The sequence below is a fragment of the Sphingobacterium sp. B16(2022) genome (assembly GCF_012030425.1).
GTDB classification, from domain to species: domain Bacteria; phylum Bacteroidota; class Bacteroidia; order Sphingobacteriales; family Sphingobacteriaceae; genus Sphingobacterium; species Sphingobacterium anhuiense.
Window position 1 is genome coordinate 1,078,714 of sequence record NZ_JAAUVN010000001.1, and the last position, 25,191, is coordinate 1,103,904.

Below are 25,191 nucleotides of genomic sequence, written 5' to 3' on the forward strand. Positions count from 1 at the left end.
ATTTAGTATTTATATATGAAAATATCCAAAGAAGAAAATAGTGCAACTTTAATCGCGCGGATAAAACGGTTAGAATCATTAAATACACTTTCTAAACATGAGTGTATTGTTCAAGGAGTGCTGGATGCGATCGATGCAAATGAGCTAGAAGTGCATTCCAGTCTTCCATCAGTCAATAATATGATACATTACCTCGGATATGCCAGAGAAACTTTTTCAAAGGCATACCGGGATCTTATAGCGCATGGAGTTGTTGAGTCTAAAAATAGAAAAGGATATTTTGTCGTAAGTAATAACACCCAGATGAAACAAAAAGTGGCTGTCGTGTTGTATGCTTATGATACATTTCAAGATACGTTAGTATCGGAATTGCGTTCAAATCTTCCAGAAGAAGTATCCGTCGATTTATTTTTCCACCATAATAATATGGAGACTTTTGAAGATATTTTTAATCGTATCCAGGGAAAATATACGGTTTACATTGTAGCTCCTATTGAAAATAAAGCTTCGGTCCAGCTATTAAGATCCATATCTCCTTCAAAGCTTTTAATTATTGATCGTTTATTGGATTTAGGCGACGAGTATTCGTACATAGCTCAAGAATTTGAGAACTCTACTTATAAAGTTTTTGAACAGCTGTATCCTAAAATAAAAAAGTATAGAGAAATTATCTTTTATTTTAGAGAAAACACAGCAGAACCCAATGAAATCAAAAATGCATTTCTGAAATTTTTGGATAAGTATCAAATAAAGGGGCATATTGAAAAACAATATAAGCCCGGTAATTTAGAAAAGGATACGCTTTATTTTACGATTCACAATCCAGAACTGTACCTGATGCTGAAAGATATTTTGCAAAAAAAATGGAGATTAGGAAAGGACCTGGGGATTCTTTCTCATAATGATGATGTCATCAAAGAAATCATAAGCGGGGGGATTACAACATTTTCCACCAGTTTTCATACGATAGGTCAAGAAGCTGCAAAATTTGTTTCACAGCGGGTCCCTGTAAAAATGATTGTACCGACTGAGCTGGTAGATCGAAAATCACTTTAACAGATAAGGTAGACAAATTGATATGATAGTTGCAAGTTTTTGCTTTTTTACGGTTTTAGTAGCATTATGGTCTCTGTTAAAGTATAAATCGTATTATACGACTACATTAAGCGGTTTTTTTCTAGCCGGTAAAAGTAATAGCTTCTGGATGGTTGGATCTGCACTTCTGTTGACCAACCTAAGTGCAAATCAATTTATTGGTGAAAACGAATCTGTTTACATTAACAACTTATCTGTTATAGGATGGGGAGTGAGTTCGGTGGTCGCCATGTTAGTCGTTTCGGAGTTTCTGTTACCGATTTATTTCAAACATGGTTTTCGAACCATACCCGATTTTCTATCGCTGAGATTTAATGCGAAGACCAAGTTAATCGTTTCCGTACTTATCCTTGTTGGCTACATCGTTAATTTATTACCTCCAGTTTTGTATGGAGGGGCGTTAAGTTTGGCAATCATGTTTGATGTACCTGCCTATTTTCAGATTAGTTATTGGCAGAGTATCTGGGTACTTGTCTGGGCTTTAGGAATTATTGGTAGCCTGTATAGCATATTAGGTGGATTGAAATTAATTTCTTTATCTGATGTCAGTTTAGGTTTGGGACTATTTTTACTTGCTCTGATAATTCCAGTATATGCATTTTGGTATCTGGGCAGTGGAAACATATGGGAAGGAGTTCAGCAAGTATTTCTGAATAAAACAGAGCACTTGAATGCCGTGGGAGATAAACACGATGCGGTACCTTTTTCGACGCTCTTTACCGGCATGTTACTGATCAATTTCTACTACTGGGGTATGGAGCCATACATCGCCCAACAAACCTTAAGTGCAAAAAATTTAAAGGAAGCACAGAAAGGAATGACACTGGCCGCAGGGGGCAAATTATTGATGCCCTTGCTTATTAATCTTCCAGGACTTCTGGCCATACATCTCTTGCCAAAAGTTGAGCCCTCGGCATCTGTATTTCCTAATCTGATTGTTCATATTTTCCCTGATATTCTTGTTGGTTTTTCACTCGCACTTGTTTTTGGTGCCGCTATGACTACATACACTGCGGGATTACAAAGTTGCGGTAGTTTATTTATATTTAATATCTATAAACCTTATCTGAAGCAACGTAATATCATCGTGTCGGAAAGCCAGCTCGTAAAAAAAGGCAAATATTTTGAACTCATCATTTCTTTGTCAGCCATGTTTATTGCACCTTTTATCCTTTTTGCACATGATGGTTTCTATACGTATTTGCAGACGGTTTCAGGACTTTTTAATATGCCTATTTTTACGATCATGGTGATGGGTATTTTATCCCAAAGGGTAACCCCAGCGATGGCTCAACTGGGACTGTTTTTATACATGATCAGCTATTTTACCCTTGTGTTTATTTGGAAACTAGACCTGCATTATCTGCATTTATTTGCCTTATTATTTGTCATTATAGCGATTATTATCTGGATAGGCAGTAAGGTAACACAACCTCATTATAAATCCACTTTTCAATTTGAATTTTCAGGATTGGATCGTACTTCCTATTGGAAAGGAAGGCATTTGGTCGGTACCATCCTAATTTTAGTGATGATAGCGATTTACATTGTTTTTTCACCCTTGGGCCTAGCCCAATAAATCTATTTTTTATGTTAAAATCACAAAGAGCATATATATTCATTGTAGTATTGATATTTTTTGTAAAAACGACTGTTTATGGCCAGCAGTATTTTCTATGGGATGATCAACCTGCTAAGGATTGGATGACTGAAGCTTATCCGATCGGAAATGGTCGTATTGGTGCCATGATATTCGGAGGAGTGAATAAGGAACATATTCAATTTAATGAGAACAGTCTATGGACCGGTAACGAACAGGAAACCGGAGAATATCAGGCTTTTGGGGAGGTGTTTGTTGAATTTGGACAGGTTGGAGCAAAACCTTTCTCAAACTATAGCCGAAAATTAGATTTAGATCAGGCCTTGCACCATATCACATACAATCAAGATAATCAAAAAAGAAGCCGCAGATACTTCGCTAGTAATCCGGACCAGGTGATGGTAATGGAATACACAAATGAAAATAAAAAATCACTAAATGCAACCATCAGACTTAAAGATAGTCACGGCAAACTAACAAAATCGATAGCTGGCGATTTGGTGTTCAGTGGTGTACTGTCCAATGGTATGGAATATGCTGCACGCCTCCACGTGAAAACGGAAGGGGGAGAGGTTTTGGAGACAAAAGGAGAGGATGGCGAAATATTTATCCAGGTTCAATCGGCAGATAAAATCGTTATACTTTTGAGTGCGGCGACAGATTATGCCAATACGCGGTCTACGAATTGGAAAGCGAATGAAAAGCCATTAGAAGCGAACAAGAGATATATTCAAGAGGCTGCTAAATATCATTTTGATCAATTACTTACCAGACACTTAAAAGATTATCAATCACTTTTTGCTCGAGTACAGTTACAATTGGGGACTGAAGATTTATCGCAGGAGCTAACGACAAAAAAACTGCTGCAGCACTATAAGCAAAAGCCATCACCGGCGCTAGAATCCCTTATCTATCAGTATGGGCGCTACCTGCTTATAAGCTCTTCTCGTAAGGGCGGACTACCCGCCAATTTACAGGGATTATGGAATAATAGTAATACCCCTCCATGGCGATCAGATTACCATTCCAATATCAATGTGCAAATGAACTATTGGCCTGCTGAGGTTGCAAATCTAAGCGAATCTGCATGGCCATATCTGGATTACATCAATAGTATGCGCGAAGTAAAGAAGGAAAATACACAAAAAGAATTTCCAGGAGTTCGCGGTTGGACGGTTCGTACTGAAAATAATATTTTTGGAGGAGAAAGCTTCTCCTGGAATACACCAGGCAGTGCATGGTATGCGCAGGCACTTTGGGAACACTATGCATTTAATCTTGACAAAGCGTATTTAAGAGATTTTGCTTATCCAATATTAAAGGAAATATGTCAATTTTGGGATGATAGACTTGTTCGTCGTGATGATGGAACTGTAGTGGCACCCATGGGCTGGTCACCTGAACACGGACCTACCGAAGATGCTGTGAGTTACGATCATCAGATCATTTTCGACCTTTTTACGAATTATATTGAGGCCTGTCAAATTTTACAAATTGATAAAACATATGGCAAGCATATCGAAACACTTCGCATTGCATTATTAAAACCAAAAATTGGAAAATGGGGGCAGTTGCAAGAGTGGGAAACCGACCGTGATGATCCTAATGATAAGCATAGACATGTTTCCCATTTGTTTGGCCTATATCCAGGACGACAAATATCTAAATGGGAAACCCCAGAATTAGCTAATGCGGCAAAAGTAACACTAAATGCGCGAGGAGATGAATCTACAGGATGGTCTATGGCTTGGAAAGTAGCATTTTGGGCTAGGTTACAAGATGGTAATCATGCTTACCAGATCTTGAAAAATTTTATTAATCTCGTAGGAGGTGAAGGGATCGATTATGATAATGGCGGTGGGGTATACGCGAATCTGCTTTGCGCACATCCACCATTTCAGATTGATGGTAACTTAGGTTATGTTGCCGCTGTTAGTGAAATGATCGTACAATCACAGAATAATATGATCGAGTTATTGCCAGCATTGCCAGATAATTGGAAAGATGGTAAAATTAAAGGATTGAAAGCTAGAGGAAACATTTTGATTCACGAATTGATATGGAAAAATAAGAAGGTTGAATCTGTTGTTTTAAGATCTTTAGAGCATCAGACTATTCAACTTTTGAGTGCAACTGTACTTAAAGACGCAAAATTGATGAAGGAAGTTAACGGTAAGTTTATATATCAGATACAATTGAAACCAAATCAGAGTTTAAAGCTCACTAAAGCTGTTAAAAATTGATAATATAGAATATTCCTTATGCTTATATCAGGTATTTGGTATAATATTTGGGTGTAGAGCTTTAAAAAAAGAATACACAGCTACTTTTAAGCATTAATTTGAAAGTAGCAGTGCTTAAATAAAGTGATATATGAAAAGCATATTTTTTTTGGCAGTTTTGCCATTGTCCATTTTAGCAAGTTGTACGTCTGGTAGCAAGGGGAGTGAAAAAACTAAAACGGGTGATTCACTAACGGTAGAATTTATTGGTTCAGCACCGTTAGATATAAAAAATCCAGAAGGTAAAGTACAATTATATGCTGTTGCAGAGAATATAGCTGATGTACCAGCAACACTGTTGGAAGAGAAAAATATTCAACAGTCTGGTGTTCCTTTCACAATTGATTTTGTTTTACCAAAAGATCATAAATCGCATATAAAGCCTGCGGTAGCCGCACATGAAGCAGTCAAATATTATGTTACTGTTAAATGGGATTCGGATGGTAACGGAAAAGTAGAAAAAGGAGATATTATGATTGACTATGACAAACAGTTCCCAAATGTAAAACTAGGAGCAGGAAAGCAACAGGTTTATTTGACCGTTATTAAATAATAGTGAGGTAGCACCGATCGCATGTATATATCCATTAATGCTATTTTAAATTTAAAATGATTAGTTTCTAACTGCTTTTCAGAGTAAATAGTAGCTATTTTTATGAATTGTGATTTTTAGGAAGTATCATTATTTTAAAAAAATTGATGACCATTTAACGCTAGAAAATATGAAAAAAATAATCACATTATCGTTTGTTATGTTGACAATGATAAGTTGTAGAAATAGGGATTCAAAAACTGAAAACCGTAATGCTGCTTTTGAAGAAATGACAGGCAAAACAGTTACTTTCTCAGAACCGGCATGTTATACTTACAATGACGGCAATAATCATATTTCGTTGGAATTTACTGATATAGGACCAACTCTTAAAGGAAACCTTACGTACGCTTTCGCCGAGAAAGATAAGAATACTGGAACTTTCGTAGGGCAGCTGAAGGATAATGTGCTGCTCGCAGATTATACTTTCCAGTCAGAAGGAGTAACTTCTGTTAGGCAGGTTGCATTTAAAGTAAGTAAAGACACATTGATTGAAGGATATGGTGATATGAATGCTGAAGGTACGGCTTTCAAAGATATAAAGCACTTGAATTTTACTTCAACCATGCCCTTGATAAAAGGAGATTGTGTTGAAAAAAAACAAGGTTGCCTGTTTGAAGATGGAAAATCATACTCAGAATTGGAACAAAGGTGCATTACATTAGCCACTTTAAAAACAATCTTAAATCCTTTGAAGGATGGGGCAAGAACGGAAGGTAAACAAGCCTATGTGTACTTTAGTTCGGACAATTCTAAAGCTGAAGTTTTTTTGCCCAATTCTAATAATGGTATAGTATTGGAAAAAAAAGGTGAAGGAAACTGGGTTTCTGGAAATTACATCCTCATGGCATGGAAGGGATATGTGTTACAGGATAAAGGTGTAGCTGTATACGGCGGATAATTATTTCAGTTTAAAATACAAACAATTACAGCAACCTTGCATGAAAGATTGCTGTTTTTTTATGCTCATCGTTGTAGTATAACAACTAACCAATATGTATGTTTGACTTTTGACAGAAAATTGTCAAAAAACAAAAAGAGTAAAACAAAGATTATTTTAAATTTTAACTTAGACATGCTATTTGTTAGCGTTTAAGATTATGGATCGTCGAATTACATTTTTTACTTTAAAGGAGTTTGTTGCCGAGCAGATGAACAAACAACAGTATGAGGGATTTACTATCTGTCATTTACAGAAAAGTAATATGACTGACATTCGCTCTTATGAGCCTATGCGAACTGACAGCTTTGGAATGAGTATTATCCTAAAAGGAACGCTCGGTATGCGGATTGGTTTTTCTGAACAGAAAATCCAGGAAAATATGGCATTCTTACATTCACCGACTACAATTATTGAGTTTTTGGAAAGGAGTGATGATCTTGAAATGATTAGTTTCATGTTTTCTTTAGATTTTGCTAAAAAAATAGGCATGTTTTTTCAAGGCAGATCGTCCTTAGATTTTTTGTTTGACAATTATTTAAAGGTATTTTCCTTACGTGAACCTGTAGTTAAGCGATTTGTAGTTTATCTAGAACATTTAAGAGAAGTTAATCTGAGTCCTACACCAACTAAACATCAGGCGGAAATTATTAAAAGTACTTTTGCACTACTCAACTACGAAATAGAATCCGAACTTATGGATCATGTTATCGGTCAGGTCGTACTCAGTGGCCGAAAAGAGAAATTATGTTTGGATTTCATTACGCTGGTGGTAGATCAATTTCATGTTCACCGTTCAGTCCAGCATTATGCCGATTGCTTATTTGTGAGTCGAAAATACCTCAGCAGGGTTATAAAAGAAGTTACAGGGTTAAGCCCGCTGCAGATTATTGAACAAACGTTGATGGCTGAAGTGACAGCTAAATTACGGTCTAATTTTTACTCAATCTCAGATATCATGCAACAATTGAATTTTAGTGATTTACCAACTTTTAGCAAATTTTTTAAAAAGAATACAGGTCAATCCCCGATTCTGTATCGTAAAGAATTATTAACTTAAATTTATCCCGAACTTAATTTAGTGTCTTTTTGACAAGTTAAAGCTCCCTTTAGACTTTTTAACCGATTTAGTCAGATATATATTTGTATTAATTGTACATGAGGAGAAAAGATGGGGTCTGAAGTCCAATATTTTAGTGACTAACCCTTCTTTTCGAATCTTTAAATATAGCGAGAACATAATATATTTTAAATGAATCGGAAATTAGTTGTTCAATCAACATTGCTTGGCTTAAGCCTAGGATTCCTAACAAGTTGTGGTCAAAAACCAAACCAGGAAGGGGGGGCACCCGCAGCCTTAGAAGTTCCAGTGATGACACTTCAAGAAGAAAATGGAATATTAACAAAAACTTATGCAAGCAGCATTGAAGGAGTTGTAAATGTTGAAATCCGTCCACAAGTTTCCGGTTATCTGGCTAAGATCTTTGTTGATGAAGGTGCATTTGTCAGGGCTGGGCAGACTTTATTTCAAGTGGATGATCGTACCTACAAAGAGCAGTATAAAAATGCGCAAGCATCTATTTTAGCAGCTAAAGCGAATCTGTCCAATGTTAAAATAGATTTAGATAGGAAAAAAGAATTAGTAAGTAATAAACTCGTATCTAATCTACAGGTTGACCAAGCACAGGCAACGTACGAAGGTGCGCAAGCGGCTTTAGCGCAGGCAAATGCCGTTTTTGAAACAGCGAAAATTAACCTTGAATTCTGTACAATCAAAGCTCCGGTCAGTGGCACTATAGGTCGTATTCCTTATCGATTAGGAAGTCTCATTAATCCTGCTGCAGTCGAGCCCTTAACGCTCTTATCAGATACGCATGCCGTATTTGCATATTTCTCAATGAGTGAAAACGATTTTGTTAATTTTCAGGCAGCATTACCGGGAAACTCTGTTGCTGAAAAGTTGAAGCAAGCCGCTCCTGTAACTTTAAAAACAGCTAATGGACAGGACTTTCCACATTTAGGGAAAATTGATGCTATTGAAGGTCAATTCGACAAGAATACAGGTTCGATCAGTCTTCGGGCAAAATTTGAAAACCCGCAAGGACAATTACGAACAGGTAACACAGGGAAAATAGCATTAGATCAACATATTGAGCAGGTTGTTGTAGTTCCGATAACAGCAACGACAGCCATTCAAGATAAAATTTATGTATTTACGATCAGTAAAGAAGGAAAGGCGGTACAGACGCCAATTGAAGTAAGCGGTAAACAAGAATCTCAATACTTCGTCAAATCAGGTGTTACAGCAGGTGATCAGATAATTACAAATGGACTTAGTTTCCTTCAGAATGGTATGCCTGTTAAGGTGAAATCCGCAACCACAGTAAAAGATAGCGTGAATAAATCTTAACAACCATTTATCCTTAGTCATTATGTTAAAAAAAATAATTAAAAGGCCAGTATTGGCTACAGTTATATCCATATTGCTGGTTATTCTGGGAGTCGTGGCTATGCTCGGTTTACCCATTACCAAATTTCCTGAAATCGCCCCACCAAGTGTTACCGTAATGGCGACTTACCCAGGTGCCTCTGCCGAAGTAATTGCTAAGGCAGTAGCACCGCCATTAGAAAATGCCATCAATGGTGTAGAAAATATGGACTTTCTTACTTCTACATCCAGTAATGACGGTAGTTTGATGATTACTGTTGTTTTTAAATTAGGAACAGATCCGGATCAGGCCGCAGTAAACGTACAGAACCGAGTATCGCAAGCAACCAGTATGTTACCTGCAGAGGTTAATCAGATCGGTGTAAGCACACTAAAAAGACAGAATAGTATGGTGGCCATGGTTACGCTATACTCCGATGATAATAAATCAGACGAACTTTTTATAGAGAATTATGCTAAGATTAATATTGTTCCAGAGCTAAAGCGTATTACAGGAGTCGGTGATGCACAGGTATTCGGTAACAAAGATTACTCGATGCGCGTTTGGCTCAATCCTGCTCAGATGGCTTCCTATGATATCACGCCGCAAGAAGTGTCTGCTGCGATCCAGACTCAGAATATTGAAGCTGCTCCAGGAAGATTTGGAGAGAGTACCAAGGAAGCTGTAGAATATGTAATCCGATATAAAGGAAAGCTGGCTGAAGCAGCCGATTACGAAAATATTATCATACGCGCAAATGCTGATGGTTCCGTGTTGCGTCTGCAGGATGTGGCTAAAGTTGAGTTTGGGTCGTACACCAATACGGTTGCCACAGCGTATAATAAGAAACCGGCGATTATGATTGCCCTTTATCAAACAGCTGGTTCAAATGCCAATGCAGTAGAGATAGAGATGCAGGAACGTTTAAAGGAGCTTTCAAAGTCATTTCCCGCAGGTATTAAATACACTACGCCGTACTCTTCTAAGGAATCTTTAGATCAGTCTGTTGCTCAAGTTATCACCACCTTGCTAGAAGCTTTTGTACTCGTTTTTATTGTTGTATTTATCTTTTTACAGGATTTTAGATCGACATTAATTCCAGCGATTGCAGTTCCGGTTTCTATTGTTGGTACATTTTTCTTTATGCAGCTGTTTGGATTCTCGATCAATCTATTGACCCTTTTTGCACTCGTACTAGCGATCGGGATCGTTGTCGATGATGCCATCGTTGTCGTAGAAGCAGTACATGCTAAAATGGAGAAGAAAAAGTTAAATGCAAAAGCGGCGACAATGTCTGCAATGAGTGAGATCACAGGCGCTATCATATCGATTACGCTTGTGATGTCGGCAGTATTTATACCCGTTGCTTTTATGGAAGGCCCTACAGGTGTGTTTTATCAGCAGTTTGCTTTGACTTTGGCAATGGCGATTCTGATCTCAGCAGTTAATGCACTAACCTTAAGTCCTGCATTATGTGCGTTATTATTAAAATCGCACGATGGGCATCATGAGGAGAAGAAAACAAATTTTAAAGAACGTTTTTTCGCAGGATTTAATGCAGCTTTTAATAAACTGACATTTCGTTACGGTAAATCTGTCCTTTTCTTAATAAAACGTAAAACTTTGGCATTCTCAGGACTGGCAGTGCTATTGGTATTGTTTGTATGGATGTTCCGTACCACACCGACAGGTTTTATACCCGATGAGGATCAGAGTTTTTTAATGGCCATGGTCAATACGCCACCAGGTGCATCTTTGGATCGGACAACTAAAGCCATAACCGATGCAGAATTAGAAATTCAGAAGCATCCTTCTGTAGAATCGGTGATCAGTATTTCGGGTTTAAATATGATGAGTTTTAGTACTTCATCTTCTGCAGGGGTATTGATGATCCGTTTGAAACCACTCAAAGAAAGGGGAGAAGTTAAAGATATCAATCAAATTTTAGTTGCTCTTCAAGGACAGTTACAAGGAAATCAAAGTGCAAACTTCTTTGTATTGGGTATGCCGACTGTATCGGGGTTTGGTAATACTTCAGGATTAGAAGTTGTTCTACAAGATAAAACCGCGGGCAGTTTAAGTAAATTTAGTGAAACGGCCAATGGATATATGGGCGCATTGATGCAACGACCTGAGATCGCATTTGCCTTTACCACATTTAATGCATCCTATCCACAATATGAAATGGTTGTTGACGAAATGAAGGCCAAACAGCTTCACGTGAATGTCTCCGATTTAATGACCTTGATGCAAGGATATTACGGAAGTATGCAAGCATCCGATTTTAATCGTTTTGGAAAGTATTACCGTGTTGTCATCCAGGCATCTCCTGAGTTTAGATCAGATCCTTCTTCTTTGGATGGAATTATGCTTAAAAATCAATTGGGACAGATGGTACCGATTAACAGTTTGGTACAATTAAAGCCTGTATCTGGTCCAGAAACAGTAGAGCATTTTAATTTATTTAATGCCATTAACATTACCGCGATGCCAAAACCTGGATATAGTACTGGTCAGGCCATGCAAGCTATAGATGAAGTTAGTGCTACTTTTTTACCCAATGGTTTTGCGCATGATTGGAAAGGAATGAGCCGTGAAGAAAAATCATCCAGTGGCCAGACTGCTGCTATTTTTGGATTATGTATTGTTTTTATATACTTCTTGTTATCAGCGCAATATGAGAGCTATATTCTGCCTTGGGCAGTTTTGATCAGCATCCCCTGTGGTCTGTTGGGCGTATTCGTAGGAATTGGTTTTGCAGGTCTATCCAACAACATCTATGTACAGGTTGCTTTGGTTATGTTGATCGGACTACTGGCCAAAAATTCTATTTTGATTATTGAGTTTGCTATTCAGCGCAGACGCGCAGGAAAGAGTATCGTAGCCGCCGCTGTTGAAGGTGCAAAGGCAAGACTTAGACCGATTTTGATGACTTCACTCGCGTTTATAGCTGGTTTGATGCCGTTGTTATTTGCAGTAGGGCCTTCGGCGATCGGGAACCATTCCATCGGTTATGCCGCAGTATTTGGTATGCTTGCAGGAACTGTGTTCGGGGTGTTTTTAACACCGGTCTTGTTCGTCGTTTTTCAATACCTGCAGGAACGTATGAGTGGAAAGCCTGCGGAAGAAAGCGATTGGGAGTATGAAGAAACAGAAGTTTCACATTAAAAGTAAATCAAATGTTAAGCATTAACATAAATATGAATAAAATAAATATGACTTGCCTGTGTCTCACCTTAATGGTAACGGCTGCCTGTAAGTCAGTGAAATATGTTCCTAACCCAGTAGCAGTACCTGCAACATTTACGCAGGATAATCGAGTCATTGAAAGTGATAGCAGTTCCATTGCATCACTGTCATATAAAGAGTTCTTTAGTGATCAGATTTTATTAGATCTTATCGATACCGCGCTTATGAACAACAATAATCTACAGGTGGCTATTAAACAGATTGATATAGCAACCGAATCTATGAAACAGGCAAAATGGGGTTATTTACCACAGATTGGATTGTCAGCAGGAACGGGAACGGTAACCAGACCATCTGATAATAGTATGAATGGTATGATGGCTGGTCAATTTATGGGAAAAAAATACATGGAGGATTACACAACTGCAGTAAATATTTCTTGGGAGGCAGATATCTGGGGTAAGATCAAGGGACGTAAAGAGATGGCGCTGTCCAGTTATTTACAGACTCAGGAAGCCAGTAAGGCAATTCAAACACGCTTGGTTAGCACCATCGCACAGGGATATTATAACCTGCTGATGCTTGATTTGCAAAAAGATATCAGCTTGAAAAATTTGAGTTTAATCGACAATATTTTACAGATGACGCGGGTACAGCATGCTCTGGGACTCACGACACTTTTAGCAGTGCAGCAACAAGAAGGTAACCGAGATCTTGTGTTAAAATCTATTCCGGTATTGGACGAGCAGATTATCATTCAGGAAAATGCTTTGCAGGCATTGGCAGGTCGCATGCCGGGTCATATAGAAAGAAAAACTTCTTTAGTCACTTTAAAGGCAAAAGATCATCTCGCAACAGGTGTTCCTGCTATGATGCTGGCTTTACGTCCGGATGTAAGAACTGCAGAACTGGAAGTCCAAAAGTCATTCGCACAGGTGCATGTTTCTAAAGTAAGCATGTACCCGAGTTTAAATATTACAGCACAAGGAGGATTAAATGCTTTTAAAGCAAGTGATTGGTTCAATATCCCAGGTTCGTTATTTGGAGCCTTAACGGGTTCACTGACGCAACCAATAGTACAAGGTCGACAGCTAAAGACAGCTTTCAATCAAGCCAAAATAGCAAGTGCACAAGCGGAAATCCAGTTTAAAGAAAGTGTATTACAGGCAGTAGGAGAAGTATCCAATATTCTAGCCAGTATGGCATCTTTAAAAGAGCAGGAAGAAATATCACGCGGCCTGGTTGCCCGCAATCAGGAGATGATTAAAAATGCAGATATTCTCTTTAAGAATGATATGGCAACGTATTTAGAGGTGATAGCAGCGCAGCAGAGTAAGTTGCAGGCCGAACTCGATAATGCAGCTATTAAGAGTCAAAGGCTCTACACCGAAGTCAATTTATACCGTGCCTTAGGAGGGGGTAGACATTAAAAGAATAGTACGTGGTAAGTCTATTATATCTGTTTAACGAGTGTCCTGAGCCCTAGCGCTTAGGACATTTTTAACCGTGAAAAGATAATTAAATTTTATTTAAACACAACAAAATCAAGTAATAAGTGTTTAACGATGTACTCTGGTAGCTTAAGACCAGAAAATCAATAATAACGAGAATTCTAATCCATTAATTTTAAATATCACTTAAATACAACAAAATGAAACAACAAGTGAATGAAGCAAAAGGTAAGCTGGGAATATTAATTCCGGGTTTGGGTGCAGTAGCCACCACATTGATCGCAGGTGTCGCAGGTATCAATAAGGGGTATTCAAAACCCATAGGTTCAGTATCACAATTGAGCCGCATTCGTTTAGGAAAACGTACAGAAGATAGAAATCCTTTGATTAAGGACTTCGTACCCTTGGCAAAATTAGAAGATATTGTGTTTGGAGGATGGGATGTATATGCCGATAATGTCTTTGAAGCAGCTTCAAAAGCACGTGTTTTAGAACCTTATCAATTGGAGCAAGTACGGGCGGAGTTGGAGCAAATTAAACCTATGAAGGCTGTTTTTGATCGTAATTTTGTTAAGAATCTCGATGGAAAGCATATTAAAGAGGGACTTACACGAAGAGCTTTGGCCGATGCTGTACAAGCTGATATCCAGAACTTTAAAAAAGAAAATAACTGTGACCGTATCGTAGTACTTTGGTGTGGCTCAACTGAAAAATATATTGAAGGAAATGCTATTTTTGATAGTCTGAAAAATTTTGAAGATGCTTTGGATCAAAATGATCTGCGTATTCCACCTAGTATGATTTATGCATATGCAGCTTTAAAGCAGGGCGCACCTTATGTTAATGGCGCACCAAATTTAAGTTGTGACGTTCCTGCCATTGTGGAGTTAGCACAGTTGATGCAAGTAGCAATAGCGGGAAAAGATTTTAAAACAGGTCAGACTTTGATGAAAACAATTGTTGCTCCCGGTTTACAGGCTCGCGCATTAGGAGTTGAAGGCTGGTTCTCAACCAATATTTTAGGAAATAGAGATGGACTTGTATTAGACGATCCGGAAAATTTCAAAACAAAAGAAGTTTCCAAGCTAAGTGTGCTTGAAGAGATTTTGGATGCTAAGAAAAACCCAGAGTTGTACGGTAATCTATATCATAAAGTACGTATCAACTATTACCCGCCACATGGCGATAATAAAGAAAGCTGGGATAATATTGACATTTTTGGCTGGATGGGATACAAAATGCAGATAAAAATTAACTTTTTATGCCGTGATTCTATTCTGGCCGCGCCTGTCGCATTAGATCTAGCGTTATTTATAGATCTGGCACAGCGTGCAGGTATGTTCGGTATCCAAGAGTGGTTATCGTTCTATTTAAAATCTCCACAGACTGCTCCTGGATTACCTCCAGAACACGATATTTTTAAACAGCTCATCAAGTTGCAAAACACGTTGCGCCATATGATGGGGGAAGATCTGATTACACACTTAGGTCTGGATTACTATCAAGAGCTAGTGGATAGCATGTAACGCATTATACAATTTACAACACCCTTAAAGTATTTTTAAATACTTTAAGGGTTTTATCAATTAAGATGGAGTACGCAATTATAGCTGCCGGTGAAGGGCAGCGATTAAAGAAGGAAGGATTTAAGAAAGCAAAGCCTTTGTTGCCTTTGTTAGGTGTTCCGATGATCGAGAGACTGATCAATATTTTTGCAGCGCAGGGGGCCAGATCTGTTTTCATTATTATCAACGGAAAGAATAAAGAATTACATAAATTTTTGGTCAAACATGAATTTAAAATTCCTATTCATTTGTTGATCAAAGATACCGTGAGTTCCTTACATAGTTTTGTTGCTCTGCAAGAAGCATTTCCCCATTGGGATTCCTGCTGTCTTACAACGACAGACACGGTGTTTGAACCGGATACCTTTGGCCAATATGTAGAGGCATTTCAGCAGGGAGATATGGACGGATTATTTGCTGTTACTCCTTTTGTTGATGACGAAAGCCCTTTATATGTGACCGTAAATAGCGATAATAGAATTGTTTGTTTTTCAGATAACAAATATCCGCAGGCAGCATTCGTATCGGGTGGTATTTATTGTTTACGAAAGAAGGCCATGCAGGCTGCTGTTGAATCCTTAGCCGCAGGCAATCAGCGCATGCGAAATTATCAGCGATTCCTTATCGATAAAGGATTTATGATCAAAGCGTATCCTTTTGCCAAAATTATTGATGTGGATCATCTACATGACAGGGAGACGGCTGAATATTTTTTAATGGAGCAAAAGAGCCAATCATGAGAGTATACGCAATACTAAGGAAAAATGATTTCTCGCCAAATCATGTTAATAATGATACAGCAATTTTTCAAGCAGTAATCGGATTACTGGAAAAAGAAGGTGTTAATATCACCCAGGTAACAGAAGATGATTTTCTTTCTCTGAAAGGTTATCAAAAAGAACCCATTATCACAATGGGAAGATCCAAAGCATTAGTGCGTTATTTGCAAGAGCTGGAGCGTAATGGCGTTTTGATTATCAACTCATCATTTGGAATCCAGAGCTGCTATCGGACTATTATGACAGAAAAACTGTTAGAAAATGATGTGCCTTATCCAGCGAGTGTAGTTGTTAATACCCACGATGATATAGGAGATCTGTTTGATCATTATGGCTTACCGGGTATATGGATAAAAAGAGGCGATTTTCATGCCGTTCATAAGGAAGATGTCAGTTTTGTAAGCACTAAGGACGAAGCAAATAATATATTGGCAGAATATGCTTTGCGTGGTATTGATGACGCTGTCGTATCGCAACATTTATTTGGCGATTTGGTAAAGTTTTATGCAGTCTCTGGGACCGATTTTTTCTATTGGTTTCATCCTTATGATCTAAATCATCATAAATATGCCGCTTATGAGCAAATAAACGGTGCAACAGCACATTACCCTTTTGATAATGAGGCTTTAAAACAGGCAGCGGAACGAGCAGCTGAAGTTTTGGGAGTCACTATCTATGGTGGAGATGCTATCGTACAAGCTGATGGAAGTTTTCATATTATAGATTTAAACGATTGGCCAAGCTTTGCGCCCTGCAGAGAACAGGCCGCAGAAGCAATAGCCACTCATATTTTTGGAAAATTTTCTGAATTTATAGATCGGATGATCTTTAATGAAGAAGATAAAGATGATCGGAATTATGTCTAAATCAGAACATACATTATTTGAACAGTCACTCAAATCGAATGACACAGAAGAGCGAATCGATATTTGGTTCTACAGGCCGATAGGTTACCGTATCGCTAAGTTTTGTGCCCGAATAGGAGTGACACCCAATGCCGTGACGATCACCAGTATATTTTTTGGTGTAGGAGCCGGGATTCTGTTTTATTACGGTGATTTATGGATCAATATCATCGGCATGCTATTATTGGTATTTGCCAATTCTTTAGACAGTGCAGATGGACAGTTGGCCAGGATGACTGACAATAAAAGTCGGTTCGGAAGAATTTTAGATGGATTTGCAGGAGATTTCTGGTTTGCGGCCATTCATATTGCTTTATGTTTACGATGTATGAATGAAGGTTGGTCTGCCTGGATTTGGGTACCAGGTGTTTTAGCTGGAGTATCCCATGTATTTCAATCAGCAATGGCTGACTATTATCGCAATGTCCATTTGTATTTTATAAAGGGAAAAGCAGGTAGTGAACTAGATAATTCGAAAGAGCTTCAAGCAGAGTTGGACAAAATGAGCTGGAAGAAAGACTTCTTTCAAAAATTCGTATTGAACGGTTATAAGAATTATACCACCATGCAGGAGAATTTTTCGCCAAAACTGCAACAGTTATTGCAGATGGTTAAGCATAAGTATGCCGACCAGATGCCAGCATCATTTGTCAACGCATTTCGTATCCGTAACCGTCCATTGATGAAATATACCAATATCGTACAGTTTAATACACGCGTACTGTTTTTGTTTCTATGGATCTTTATTGATCAGGTCTGGTTATATTTCTTTTTTGACATATTTATTTTAAATCCGATACTGATCTATATGTGTAAAAGGCAGGAGCAAGTAAGTGCTCATTTCATCGATCAATTAGCGACAAATCAATATGATGAAAAACATATATAAGCTTATTTTCTTGATCATTGGAATAGCTACACTTGCTTATATGATTTTCAGTATTGGTCCAGTAAATATTTGGAACAATCTGTTGCAGACCGGGTGGTGGTTTGTGCCCATATTGCTAAGTTGGTTGGTGATCTATGTAATGAATGCTTTTGCTTTTAAATCAATCATTGAAGAACCGAACGTTCCTGAAACGAAACTGCCCTTTATCAAAATTCTACAGTTGACAGTAAGTGGCTACAGCATTAATTATGTTACACCCTTTGTCGCTTTAGGAGGCGAACCTTACCGGATCATGGAATTGAAACCACATTTGGGAGAAGCAAAAGCGAGCTCCTCGGTGTTGCTGTACGGTATGGTGCATATTTTATCGCATATTGTTTTTTGGCTGGTTTCCATCTTTTTGATTCTAGCAGTAGTCCCCTTAAGTGCGAGCATGCTGATCGTCTGTTTATTTATTTTATTCTTTGGACTCGGTATTTTTTGGTCCTTTTCAAAAATTTATAAACGGGGATTTACAGTCACTATCGTACGCTTTTTTCAAAAGATTCCATTTGTAGGTAAGTACGCGCGTACATTTTATGAAGATAAAAAAACAGTACTCGAGCATGTTGATCAGCAGATCCAAGATTTATATACACAGCGTAGACCACAATTTTTTGTAGCACTCTTTTGGGAATTTTTCGCTCGGGTTGTCGGTTGTGCCGAACTTTATTTTATTGGAATAGCACTGGAACTCGATATGAGTGTGATTCAGGCTTTTATTGTTAGTTCAGGATCTTCGCTTTTCGCTAACCTGATCTTTTTTCTACCTATGCAATTGGGTACACGTGAAGGAGGATTGGCAATGGCAGTCACAAGTATTGGTTTCTCCGCATCGGTAGGTATATTTATGGGATTGGCAACCCGTATTCGTGAAATTATTTGGATTGGTATAGGGTTGATTTGGATGAGTATTGTCCGCAAAGATTATAAATTAAGATGATGAAAATAACAGGTATAAAGGGATTATTATTTGATTACGGCGGAACATTGGATACCAATGGAAGACATTGGGCAGCTGTTTTTTGGGAATATTATCAATTTTATGGAGTAGCGACCGATAAGTCAGGTTTCTACGATGCATATGTATATGCTGAGCGAAAAATGGCTACAAATCCTATTATAAAGCCACTTTTTAATTTTAAAGATGTGCTTTTAGCTAAGATAACAGCACAATTTGAATATTTAAATATGACCTCTCTGGTAGATAGTGTCGGATTGCAAATTGTTAATGCCTGCAATAAATTAGTAGAAGATTGTCTTGATCACGTTAGGCCATTACTTGATACTTTATCGAAACAATATAAAATGGTGATGGTATCTAATTTTTATGGAAATCTGGAACATGTTTTAGATGATTATCAGTTGCTGCATTATTTTGAGGCCGTTGTCGAATCTGCACGAGTTGGAGTACGTAAGCCTAACCCTGAAATCTATACTTTAGGTGTTTCAGCTTTAGGTATACCTGCAAATGCATGCCTGGTGATTGGAGATTCCTATACCAAAGATATGGAACCAGGAAAAGTGAACGGTTGTCAAACACTTTGGTTGAATGGAGAAGGTTGGGAGGAACAACCGCTTCATTCAACTTCATCAGCAGACTATACCATAACAGATATAGCACAACTGAAGGAATTCTTGGTATAATTTCTTTTGTTGTATTTTGGAAATCTCCTTCACTGTTGGCTTTCTTGATTTCCGCCGACAGTGATTGGAGATTTTTATTTCGCTATTATTTTAAGTGCTGGTAAAGGATTGAATCCTTCGGCACGAATTGACCAATTTCCATCCTTAGGGAATCCAGGATTTTTTGAGGATGAACCATCCCAACCACCGGCCATCATGGCAATTGCAGTTAGTAATCCACCATTTGATGGAAAATAGGGAAATGGACCACCTGTGGCTAAACCATGCTGGTCAAATTGAAAATTATTACTAGGGTGAAGTAGCAAATCGATCGCCAGTTCCGGATAGCCACAACGAGCAGCAGCCATAGCTAGCATGGGAAAGTCCCATCCCCATGTGCGATCAAAGTTCCAGGTTTCCAACACTTTTTTAAGTGTACGTTTGAACGTTTCTGGATCTACACCATCTCCAGGAAGCATACCATAAGTACCAATTAGTCCAGGGTGTTCGTAATTATATTTTTCCCACATGTCTGGTATATTTTCATAAGTTTCATATAAGCCGTTTTTTTGAGGTAGGGGGGCGAGTTTATCCTGTACATTTTTCCATTTTTTATTTATTGGCATGCCAAGTCGCTCGCGCCACTGTTGTGCTAAGCGTAGTCCTGTACGCCAATAGCTTAATTCAAATGTCGGGTTTTTGGTTACTAATGGATCAGAATTTTCCGATACTAAGTATAGAGGAGGACCTAAATCAAATTGATTTTTTGTTTTGTCATACGAAGCATAATCTGCCATAAAATCTGCAGTTGCAAATACCACATCTCTCCATTTCGTTAATGTTTCCTTGTTCGTATGCAATCGGTAATCGAGTTCCGCAAAATAAATGGGATGGGGTTGTTGCCATACAAGTGTCGCATGAATTAAGTCTGGCCATTCTCGATCGATATCACCAGTACACTTGGGCCAGCGTACTCCTTGATATCCTTGATTGAGTGCCCTTTCTGTTGATGTTTTTAAAAAATTTTGATATGTCGAAAGACTTTTATCCCACAATGCCCATCTGTTCCAGAGCGCATAATGTACGCAATGCCACCAAATCATTTCAAAATGGAAACGACCAAACCAGCCATTATTGACCAGACCACTTTCTTGTGGAGGTAAAGAGCCCGACTCATTTAGTCGCATCAGGTATTGCGATAGTACAATTCTTCGTTCCAACTCTTTCCATCGCCGATCTTTGCTCTCAGATAGATCGATAGCAGCTCCAGAATTCCAGAATGCTTTCCATGATTTTTCACTTTCTTCAAAAAGGTTTGAAGTGATGGGTACCTGAATATCGTTAGTTTGATTTGAATAAAGACAAGTGAAGGAAAGTTTTGCTGTATCTTTGGGTATAAGTTCAAAACGATGCATTTGTTTTGTCTTTATCATCTGAGCATCAGTCGCCCATTTAATGGAAGCGCTATAATGTGTGCTATTCATTGTACGGTCTATACGTACAGAATTTTTTTCTAAATTATGAAGTGTGGAGGTATGTTGATCACCGCCATCATATACACCTAGGTAATTCTCATATCCCTGTTCTATGGCATAAGGAAATGCAAAGAAAACGGCAAGTTGCCCCTTCCCGATAAGTGCACTTTCAATCGATACCCCAATTGCATCGCTATCGGGATGACAAGCTGTTTTAACATGGACTGGTACACCTTCAAATACAAAACTGCTGCTAATGATTCCTGTCCAGAGATCAACTTCTTGATGGGTATGTGAAATATCATTCTGATTTGCCAGTTTACCATCATTTCGAATTAGTTTGAAACCTATACGCCCTAAATTGAAACGATGCGGATTTGCTGCAAGCCAGTTGGATAGTTGTTCCTGTTTTGGATTTGGAAGATCGTAAGGAACATCTTTGCCATTGGTTTTGAGAGTAGTCTTTTTGAAGTCACTTTCCTTCATACCTTGTGGTAAAGGACTACTGTGCCAACTCCAGTTTGATAAAGTGTTAAATGGTACAAATGTTTGTAAACCGGTAATATCCACTGCAAAAGCAAATTCACCATTACCAACCTGTGCTGGACTCAATAGATCAAGTTTGTTGGTTACAATCCGATGTCTATCTACTACTGCTTTTCGATCAATAGCAATTTGTCCAGAGGTTTGATGTAGAAAAAAAGGTATACATAGTAAGCAAAAGAAGAATCTTTTCATTATAATCGGTTTTGGACAATAAGATAAGGAATAAAACCCATTCCATTGTTAATCCAGTATGAATAAAAGGCTGTAATTTCCAATTTTTACAAGTATGTATGTACAATCTAGTATTTATCCTTGCATATGTACGTACAAAGTTTTATTATTGTATTATAGATGAGACGCGTGATGCATATTAAGTGTAGTTAAATTTTAATTATACCTGCATGGCATCGATTGAAAAATCGATATTTATTTTAAATCTTGTCAAATAATTACCTTTTAAACCAGTGATGATTGTGTCTATTTTTAATTAAATATTGTCGTTATGATCCCATTTTTGAATTGGATCAGAAAGCAGATGTTTTTTTAAGAATAACCAATAAACTAAACAGTATGAATAAACGAAATAAATTTTTAGTAGCAACAGGATTATTTTTTCTTGCTTTTGGACAGGAGGCCTTAGCACAGCAAAATGTAATTTGGCAATTGGGTAAACCTGATGGTTCGAGTGCAGAATTTGCATTAGCACCAGGAGATTATAAGAATTTTTTGGCTCATGATATGGGATATGAAGACAGACAGGTGATCATTGGTCAAAGTCAGCTAAATACGGAATTGCCCTATGTTCTTCCGGGGCCCGCAAACGAATGGGGGGGTACAGGGCCTACTTCAGGTTTACGGACTCATTTCCTTAATTTCTATTACGCTTTGGATAAAGCATCTGGCAATGAGCCTTATGTATTGGAAGTAGACCTTGTGAATTCGGATCCTAAAAATCATCCAACCTTGCAGCTATCTATTAATGGTCGAAATTATAATTATGATATTACTAATGGAGCCGGTACAGGACAACCTGGAGTTGGAGCTTTGGGGAAGAAGAAGCTCATCATAAAACCTGATCCGTCTGTAATTCGCGCAGGATATAACCATATCACTTTAACCGTTTTGAAAGGTGGATGGGTTGAATTTGATTCTTTTCGTTTGCTGGGGCCAGCAAAATCCAAATTGATCACAAATTATGATGCTTTGGTAAAGCAGATCAAGGTTGCTGATTTCGAATCTAATGGTCCTAAAGGACGTGTGCAGAATCTTTTGGTAGAGGTGCTTCGTCTAAAAAATGCCCAGCGTATCCGGGTTCTTATAGATGGTAAATCTGTCTATCAAGGAAGTTTAGACAAGGGCTTATCCATGCTCGAAGTTCCCCTTGATCCCGTAAAAAAACGAAAGCAAAGTATATGTGAAATTTACATCAATGATAAATTAACAGATCGTTTGCAGGTGACACGAGAACCGAAAAGACTTGGAGGTGCCTCCGACTATGTTAATACCATGATTGGTACAGCGCATTCGCGATGGATGATTGCCCCGGGACCCTGGATGCCATTTAGTATGGTGAAGATCAGTCCTGATAATCAAAATATTGGTTGGCAGGCAGGTTATGAACCCTCAATAGAATCGATCGGTTCCTTTAGTCATATCCATGAATGGACAATGGGAGGGTTAGGAACCTTTCCTACATCAGGAAAACTGCAGGTTAAGGTCGGAGATCAATACGACCCCGAATCAGGATATCGCTCACAGATTGATAAGACAACCGAACGTGCTCCATTAGGATCCTATCACGTCAATTTGACCGATCACGATATCGATGTGGACATAACACAGACAACGCGAGCAAGTTTTCAACGTTATACTTTCAACAGATCCGATACAGGCCGGGTGATGATCGACCTCAAAGCTAACGGCGAGTATCCATACCAGATTTTAGATTATAAACTAAAGAAAGTATCAGACACTAAGATCATTGGGTATAGCAGTCAGCTATCTGAAAATGTGTGGTCTACCGATGCAAAACAAGATTACATTGTTCATTTTGCAATCGAGTTTGATCGTCCCATTATCAACTTCGGAACATGGAAAGGTGGCCAGGTCAGTTCTGGCCAAGATGGCGAAGGTAAGCAGGTGACAGAAGCCGGCATGTTTGTTGAATTTGATGTCAGGAAACAAAAAACAGTTCAATTGCGCACAGGCATATCCTATGTTAGTATCGAAAATGCCGAAGAGAATTTGCATCAGGAAATCACCCAACCTTTTCAATGGTCTTTCGATCAGGTTGTAGCACATCAACACGATGTCTGGAATGAGTTACTCGACCGCTTGGAAATCACCTCCGACGATTATTTGGAGAAAGAGAAATTCTACACCAATATGTACCGTGCACTTGCCAGTAGAAACACATTTAGCGATATTAACGGGCAATGGCGAGATTCACGTGAAGAAGTTCGTACACTCACTAACAGGAATGATCTGGCACTTGGATGTGACGCATTCTGGAATACCTTTTGGAATCTGAATCAATTTTGGAATTTGGTGACTCCTGAATGGTCAAACAAATGGGTTAAATCACAATTAGCGATGTACGATGCCGACGGCTGGTTAGCTAAGGGACCAGCAGGAATGGAGTATATACCAGTGATGGTTGCAGAACATGAAATTCCGCTGATCGTCGGAGCATATCAGATGGGAATTCGTGATTATGATGTAGAAAAGGCTTTTACAGCCGTTAAGAAAATGCAGATGACCAGCCCGCTGAAATTTGAAGGCGGATTTGCGGGCAATAGAGATCTAGATGTGTATTTAAAATATAAATATGTACCATCAGATCTGGGCCGTTTTTCCAATAGTTTAGAATATAGCTATGATGACTGGACGGTAGGTCAATTTGCCAAATCATTAAACAAAACTTACGATTATACATATTTTAATGACCGGGGAACCTGGTGGAAAAATGCAATCGATCCATCAACCGGCTATGCCCGGATGAAAGATTCAAAAGGCGAATGGTTAAAAGACTTTGATCCATTTAAATCTGGAGCAAACCATCATTACCTAGAAGGTAATGCATGGCAATTAACCTTCTTTGTCCCTCAGGATCTACCTGGGCTTTCCAAATGGATCGGTGAAGATGTGCTGTTAAAGCGATTGGAATGGGGATTTGGAGAAAGTGAAAAATGGCGTTATAATGGGCCAAATGATCAATACTGGGATTACCCCGTTGTACAAGGTAATCAGCAATCGATGCATTTTGCCTATATTTTTAATTACATGAACAAACCTTGGCTCACGCAAAAATATAGCCGTTCTATCGCCGAAAGGTATTATGGACAAGGCATTTCCAATGCCTATCTCGGTGATGAAGATCAAGGACAGATGAGTGCATGGTATATCATGACTGCAATCGGTTTATTCCAGATGGATGGAGGTACGCGAAGCAATCCGGTATATGAAATTGGAAGCCCCATGTTCAAAGAGATCAAAATTAAACTGGATAACCGATACGGTAGAGGAAAGCAATTCGTGATCAAAGCCAATAACAGCAGCAAACAGAATATCTACGTGCAGGCCGCAACCCTGAATGGAAAGAAACTTGATACATTTTATTTTGATGCTTCCGAGCTTCTGAAAGGAGGAGAGCTTGTCCTAGAAATGGGGTCTGAACCAAATAAACAGTGGGGGCTTATGCATCATTAAACCATTGATTCAGGTAGGTTATGTATAACCATCATTAAAAAGCTCATCTGCAATAAAATACAGATGAGCTTTTTAATGATG

17 protein-coding genes are annotated in these 25,191 nt (G+C 38.4%); 16 read left to right on the forward strand and 1 reads right to left on the reverse strand.

Going from position 1 to position 25,191, the window contains the following annotated elements; genetic code table 11:
* Positions 1–15: 15 nt before the first annotated feature.
* From HCX49_RS04790 to HCX49_RS04860, 15 genes are all read left to right on the forward strand, one after another.
* On the forward strand, positions 16–1,056 hold the full coding sequence (locus tag HCX49_RS04790) for a GntR family transcriptional regulator (RefSeq protein ID WP_132840368.1): 1,041 nt from the start codon (positions 16–18) through the stop codon (positions 1,054–1,056).
* A gap of 22 nt (positions 1,057–1,078) precedes the next feature.
* Complete coding sequence (locus HCX49_RS04795) at positions 1,079–2,674, forward strand: solute:sodium symporter family transporter (RefSeq protein WP_168126344.1); 1,596 nt, start codon at positions 1,079–1,081, stop codon at positions 2,672–2,674.
* A gap of 11 nt (positions 2,675–2,685) precedes the next feature.
* Positions 2,686–4,938, forward strand: coding sequence for a glycosyl hydrolase family 95 catalytic domain-containing protein (locus HCX49_RS04800; RefSeq protein WP_168126345.1), 2,253 nt, complete (start codon positions 2,686–2,688; stop codon positions 4,936–4,938).
* Between the two features lie 130 nt (positions 4,939–5,068).
* On the forward strand, positions 5,069–5,530 hold the full coding sequence (locus HCX49_RS04805; protein WP_168126346.1) for a hypothetical protein: 462 nt from the start codon (positions 5,069–5,071) through the stop codon (positions 5,528–5,530).
* 169 nt (positions 5,531–5,699) lie between these two features.
* Complete coding sequence (locus tag HCX49_RS04810) at positions 5,700–6,470, forward strand: hypothetical protein (protein ID WP_168126347.1); 771 nt, start codon at positions 5,700–5,702, stop codon at positions 6,468–6,470.
* A gap of 199 nt (positions 6,471–6,669) precedes the next feature.
* Positions 6,670–7,569: a helix-turn-helix domain-containing protein gene (locus tag HCX49_RS04815; protein WP_168126348.1), complete on the forward strand. Its 900-nt coding sequence runs from the start codon at positions 6,670–6,672 to the stop codon at positions 7,567–7,569.
* 192 nt (positions 7,570–7,761) lie between these two features.
* Positions 7,762–8,919 (forward strand): efflux RND transporter periplasmic adaptor subunit, encoded by a 1,158-nt coding sequence (locus HCX49_RS04820; RefSeq protein WP_168126349.1) that lies wholly within the window; start codon positions 7,762–7,764, stop codon positions 8,917–8,919.
* Positions 8,920–8,941: 22 nt separating this feature from the next.
* Complete coding sequence (locus HCX49_RS04825) at positions 8,942–12,106, forward strand: efflux RND transporter permease subunit (protein ID WP_168126350.1); 3,165 nt, start codon at positions 8,942–8,944, stop codon at positions 12,104–12,106.
* Positions 12,107–12,138: 32 nt separating this feature from the next.
* Positions 12,139–13,557, forward strand: coding sequence for an efflux transporter outer membrane subunit (locus HCX49_RS04830; protein ID WP_168126351.1), 1,419 nt, complete (start codon positions 12,139–12,141; stop codon positions 13,555–13,557).
* 221 nt (positions 13,558–13,778) lie between these two features.
* Positions 13,779–15,104 (forward strand): inositol-3-phosphate synthase, encoded by a 1,326-nt coding sequence (locus HCX49_RS04835; protein WP_168126352.1) that lies wholly within the window; start codon positions 13,779–13,781, stop codon positions 15,102–15,104.
* Between the two features lie 65 nt (positions 15,105–15,169).
* Positions 15,170–15,883 (forward strand): NDP-sugar synthase, encoded by a 714-nt coding sequence (locus tag HCX49_RS04840; RefSeq protein WP_132840354.1) that lies wholly within the window; start codon positions 15,170–15,172, stop codon positions 15,881–15,883.
* Positions 15,880–16,788, forward strand: a complete 909-nt coding sequence (locus HCX49_RS04845; protein WP_132840352.1) for a hypothetical protein — start codon at positions 15,880–15,882, stop codon at positions 16,786–16,788. The genes HCX49_RS04840 and HCX49_RS04845 overlap by 4 nt, the downstream gene beginning before the upstream one ends.
* Positions 16,781–17,716: a CDP-alcohol phosphatidyltransferase family protein gene (locus tag HCX49_RS04850; RefSeq protein WP_168126353.1), complete on the forward strand. Its 936-nt coding sequence runs from the start codon at positions 16,781–16,783 to the stop codon at positions 17,714–17,716. The genes HCX49_RS04845 and HCX49_RS04850 overlap by 8 nt, the downstream gene beginning before the upstream one ends.
* Positions 17,697–18,698 carry a lysylphosphatidylglycerol synthase transmembrane domain-containing protein gene (locus HCX49_RS04855; protein WP_168126354.1) on the forward strand — a complete coding sequence of 334 codons (1,002 nt, stop codon included), beginning with the start codon at positions 17,697–17,699 and terminating at the stop codon, positions 18,696–18,698. Before HCX49_RS04850 ends, HCX49_RS04855 begins: the two co-directional genes overlap by 20 nt.
* The gene (locus HCX49_RS04860) at positions 18,695–19,402 is read left to right on the forward strand and encodes an HAD family hydrolase (protein ID WP_237682718.1); all 708 of its coding nucleotides are present in this window, start codon (positions 18,695–18,697) and stop codon (positions 19,400–19,402) included. Before HCX49_RS04855 ends, HCX49_RS04860 begins: the two co-directional genes overlap by 4 nt.
* Positions 19,403–19,476: 74 nt before the next feature.
* Here HCX49_RS04860 and HCX49_RS04865 read toward each other — a convergent pair whose 3' ends face one another.
* The gene (locus HCX49_RS04865) at positions 19,477–21,594 is read right to left on the reverse strand and encodes a hypothetical protein (protein ID WP_168126355.1); all 2,118 of its coding nucleotides are present in this window, start codon (positions 21,592–21,594) and stop codon (positions 19,477–19,479) included.
* A 378-nt stretch (positions 21,595–21,972) separates the two neighbouring features.
* Between HCX49_RS04865 and HCX49_RS04870 the strand changes: the two genes are divergently transcribed.
* Positions 21,973–25,110: a GH92 family glycosyl hydrolase gene (locus HCX49_RS04870; RefSeq protein ID WP_168126356.1), complete on the forward strand. Its 3,138-nt coding sequence runs from the start codon at positions 21,973–21,975 to the stop codon at positions 25,108–25,110.
* Positions 25,111–25,191: the final 81 nt, after the last annotated feature.